The organism is Mucilaginibacter sp., from assembly GCF_041663085.1.
Classification (GTDB): domain Bacteria; phylum Bacteroidota; class Bacteroidia; order Sphingobacteriales; family Sphingobacteriaceae; genus Mucilaginibacter.
Map to the genome: position 1 here is coordinate 1 of NZ_JBAZRC010000231.1, position 3,614 is coordinate 3,614.

General features: G+C 43.4%; 6 protein-coding genes. 1 reads left to right on the forward strand and 5 read right to left on the reverse strand.

Annotated features, from left to right (window positions below):
* Window positions 1–57: 57 nt before the first annotated feature.
* Together WC615_RS22840 and pdxH are read right to left on the reverse strand one after the other, a co-directional pair.
* The gene (locus tag WC615_RS22840) at window positions 58–555 is read right to left on the reverse strand and encodes an NADH-quinone oxidoreductase subunit C (protein ID WP_372980332.1); all 498 of its coding nucleotides are present in this window, start codon (window positions 553–555) and stop codon (window positions 58–60) included.
* Window positions 552–1,199, reverse strand: a complete 648-nt coding sequence (gene pdxH, locus WC615_RS22845; RefSeq protein WP_372980333.1) for a pyridoxamine 5'-phosphate oxidase — start codon at window positions 1,197–1,199, stop codon at window positions 552–554. The genes WC615_RS22840 and pdxH overlap by 4 nt, the downstream gene beginning before the upstream one ends.
* Window positions 1,200–1,309: 110 nt before the next feature.
* Here pdxH and WC615_RS22850 point away from each other — a divergent pair, with 110 nt between their 5' ends.
* Complete coding sequence (locus WC615_RS22850; protein WP_372980334.1) at window positions 1,310–1,873, forward strand: YqgE/AlgH family protein; 564 nt, start codon at window positions 1,310–1,312, stop codon at window positions 1,871–1,873.
* 115 nt (window positions 1,874–1,988) lie between these two features.
* Here WC615_RS22850 and purE read toward each other — a convergent pair whose 3' ends face one another.
* The 3 genes from purE to WC615_RS22865 form a co-directional block, all read right to left on the reverse strand.
* Window positions 1,989–2,510: a 5-(carboxyamino)imidazole ribonucleotide mutase gene (gene purE, locus WC615_RS22855; protein WP_372980335.1), complete on the reverse strand. Its 522-nt coding sequence runs from the start codon at window positions 2,508–2,510 to the stop codon at window positions 1,989–1,991.
* Window positions 2,511–2,520: 10 nt separating this feature from the next.
* The gene (locus WC615_RS22860) at window positions 2,521–2,871 is read right to left on the reverse strand and encodes a four helix bundle protein (protein WP_372980336.1); all 351 of its coding nucleotides are present in this window, start codon (window positions 2,869–2,871) and stop codon (window positions 2,521–2,523) included.
* 59 nt (window positions 2,872–2,930) lie between these two features.
* The coding region (locus WC615_RS22865; RefSeq protein WP_372980337.1) for an ATP-grasp domain-containing protein at window positions 2,931–3,614 on the reverse strand (684 nt) is incomplete at its 5' end.

The window sequence follows — 3,614 nt, forward strand, 5'->3', positions numbered from 1 at the left end:
TTTGAATAAGATTTCTCCTCGTACCTCGTTCGAAATGACATTTTTTTTATCTCGAAATTAATCAACTTTAATCCCTTTATAATACTCCGCTGCCTTATAATCCTTACGCAACGGAAACCCTTCCCAATCATCGGGTAATAATATCCTGCGCAAGTCAGGGTGGCCTTCAAAAAATATCCCAACCAAGTCATAAGCTTCACGTTCGTGCCAGTCGGCGGTACGATAAACAGATACAATGCTGGGGAATGATGGCAGGTTATCCTGGCTACGGTCATTTTCCTTGCTTATTTTTAACGTAAGCTGTAAGTGATAGGGGATAGATGACAAATGATACACCACACCAAAACGGCCGGCCTCTTCGCCATAATCAACACCCGTAAGGCATGACAAAAAATCGAAGTAGGTTTTTGGATTATTGCGCAGCTCCATACAAACCTCAACAATATGATAGGGGTTTATAAGTAGGGCGGGCTGCATACCGGTACGCTCTTCGCCGGTAATTACAGTTTCGCCAAACTTTTGGGTAAGCAATAATTTAATATCATCAAAACTCATGGCGCAAGGCGAACAATCTTCCAGTTTTTATTATCGGTTTTCTTGTAAACTATCCTATCATGCAGGCGGCTGCGGCGGCCCTGCCAAAATTCTATGTAGCGTGGGCGTAATACATACCCACCCCAGTACGATGGTTTTGGTACTTCGCTATCAGCGTACTCCAGTTCAAGCTCGGCCATTTTTTGTTCCAGTGCTTCGCGGCTGTCAATTTCCTGGCTTTGCGGCGACGCGGCAGCACCTATCTGGCTCGCCTTAGGGCGCGAATGGAAGTATTTTTCAGAATAGTTTTTATCCAGTTTCTCAATGGTGCCTTCCACACGGATCTGGCGTTCCATATCGCCCCAAAAGAAAACAAGCGACCCCAGCGGGTTTTTGCTGATCTCTTTACCCTTACGGCTTAGGTAATTGGTGTAAAACTTAAAACCATCATCGCTAAAGCCTTTAAGTAATACTATCCTTGCCGATGGGCGGCCATCGTGCGTAGCGGTGGCCAGTGTCATGGCGTTTGGCTCGTGTACTTTGCAATTAATGGCTTCATTAAACCATTTATCAAACTGGCGCATTGGGTTGGCATCAACATCGGTTTCGTTTAAAGAAGCCGCTTCATATTCCTGCCTTAAATTTTCTATATGTTTCTGATCCATTATCGCAAACTTACAAATTAATTATACCGTACATATCTATAAGGCGTTCATTTTGATGATTAATGAACATAATTTTACATTTACTGTTAATACAATATAAATTTACACCCATGCTAAGTCCCATTTCAGCAGCTGCAGGCCGACTATTAATATCAGAACCGTTTATGCCCGACCCTAATTTTAAACGGTCGGTTATCCTGCTTACCGAATATTCTGAGGCCGGGGCAATGGGTTTTATTCTTAATCATCAAACTGAATATTTACTGGGCGATATTTTGCCGGATGCAGCCTATTCGGAAATACCGGTATATATGGGTGGCCCTGTAGCCGAAAATACCCTGCATTATATACACCGCTGCCCCGATAAAATTGAGGGAGGTATTGAAATATGGGATGGTATTTACTGGGGCGGCGATTTTGAGCAGATAAAAGAATTGATAAACAATTACCAACTAACCGAGGGCGAGATAAAATTCTTCACCGGTTACTCCGGCTGGACACCCGGGCAGCTCGACGATGAATTGCGCGATGATGCCTGGATAGTAGCCAATAAATTTGAAGCCGATAGTGTTTTCAGCAACAATGAAAGCAACCTTTGGAAAGAGATAGTGATAAGCCTTGGCCAGCGTTACGCGCACATAGCTAATTTCCCCGAGAACCCGATGTTGAATTAGCTTTTCCCACCTGTCATTTCGCCCGATAGTGAGAAATTTTGTTCAAATGCCAGGTGGCGAATTGTGCATGATGAACAAGATTTCTCCTCGTACCTTGTTCGAAATGACAAAATACTTATTTCCCTTCCATCTCTGCAGCCGAAGCTTCCACAACCTGCTTTAATTTTTCTTTAAAAGCAATGAGGTTTTGAACCAGGTATTCATCAGCAGTTGATAAGATCTGCGCGGCCAGTATGCCTGCGTTTTTAGCTGCATTTAAAGCCACCGTTGCCACCGGGATACCATTCGGCATTTGCAGAATAGACAGGATAGAATCCCAGCCATCAATAGAATTGCTTGATTTTACAGGAACGCCAATAACCGGCAAATGTGTTAACGAAGCTACCATGCCCGGCAAATGCGCGGCACCACCGGCACCTGCTATAATTACCTTTATACCACGATCGGCAGCGGCACGGGCGTAGCTAAACATCCTATCTGGCGTGCGGTGGGCCGATACAACGGTTATTTCGTATGCAACACCCAGTTCTTTTAAAACGTCGGCAGCATCCTGCATAATGTTCAAGTCGGACTTGCTGCCCATTATAATGGCTATTTTTGGTTGAGAGGGGCTTATAGTTGATGGTTGATGGTTCATAGTAAATTTATTATAGCGAGTTTCTTAATGCGGTTATCATTTTAACAAGAACTTCGTATTCTGTATACAATTCTTTGAATAAAACGTCGTTTATATATGTTCTTCTTTTTGCGATGAATAAGCAACTCACTACTTCGATAGCGGAACGAAGGGAGTAGTTTAAAAATAATTTAAATACTGCTTTACTTTGACCCGTGGACCCCTCCGCAATATTTAGGACAACAGAATCTGCAGCTCTTTTAATTTGTGAAGTTAACACGAATACTTCTTCTTTAGGGAATGTTTTGGTAAGCTGATTTATTTGTTCGTCCAGATCAATAGCTTTCTGCCAAACTTGTAAGTCTTCGAATCTAAAGGCCATTTAGCCGCAGTTTTATTTTTTCTTACTATGAACTATTATCTATGAACCATTAACTTTTTCTAAGCTATCACCTTCAGTGTCTGCTGCACATAACGTGCTTTCTCTATTGCTTTCTCTCTATCATTATCTACAATGGTAACATGCCCCATTTTGCGGAAAGGTTTTGTTAAGGCCTTGCCATACAGGTGCACATAAACACCGGCGCATTTCAAAATCTTTTCAATCCCCTGGTAAACGGCGGGGCCTTCGTACCCGGCTTCGCCTAAAATATTTACCATAATGGCGTTGCTCAGGCAGGCGGTATCGCCCAGTGGCTGATCGAATATTGCACGTAAATGCTGTTCAAACTGTGATACTACGTTACCCTCAATGCTTTGGTGGCCGCTGTTATGCGGGCGTGGGGCAAGTTCGTTCACTAAGATCTGACCGTCTTTGGTAAGGAACATTTCGACAGCCAGTATGCCTACTATGTTTAGCGTTTCGGCTATTCGTTTGGCAATGTTCTCGGCCTCCATTTGCACTTCGAAGGGCAGGGTAGAGGGCGATATTAAAAACTCCACCAGGTTGGCTTCAGGGTTAAATTCCATCTCCACCAGTGGGAAAGTTTTTACCTCGCCGCTTTCGTTGCGTGCTACTATTACGCCGATCTCTTTTTCAAAATCAACAAGTCGCTCAATAAGGCTGGGTTCGGTAAAAGCGTTTGCCAGATAACTTTGGTCAACAACCTTGTAAACGCCTTTCCC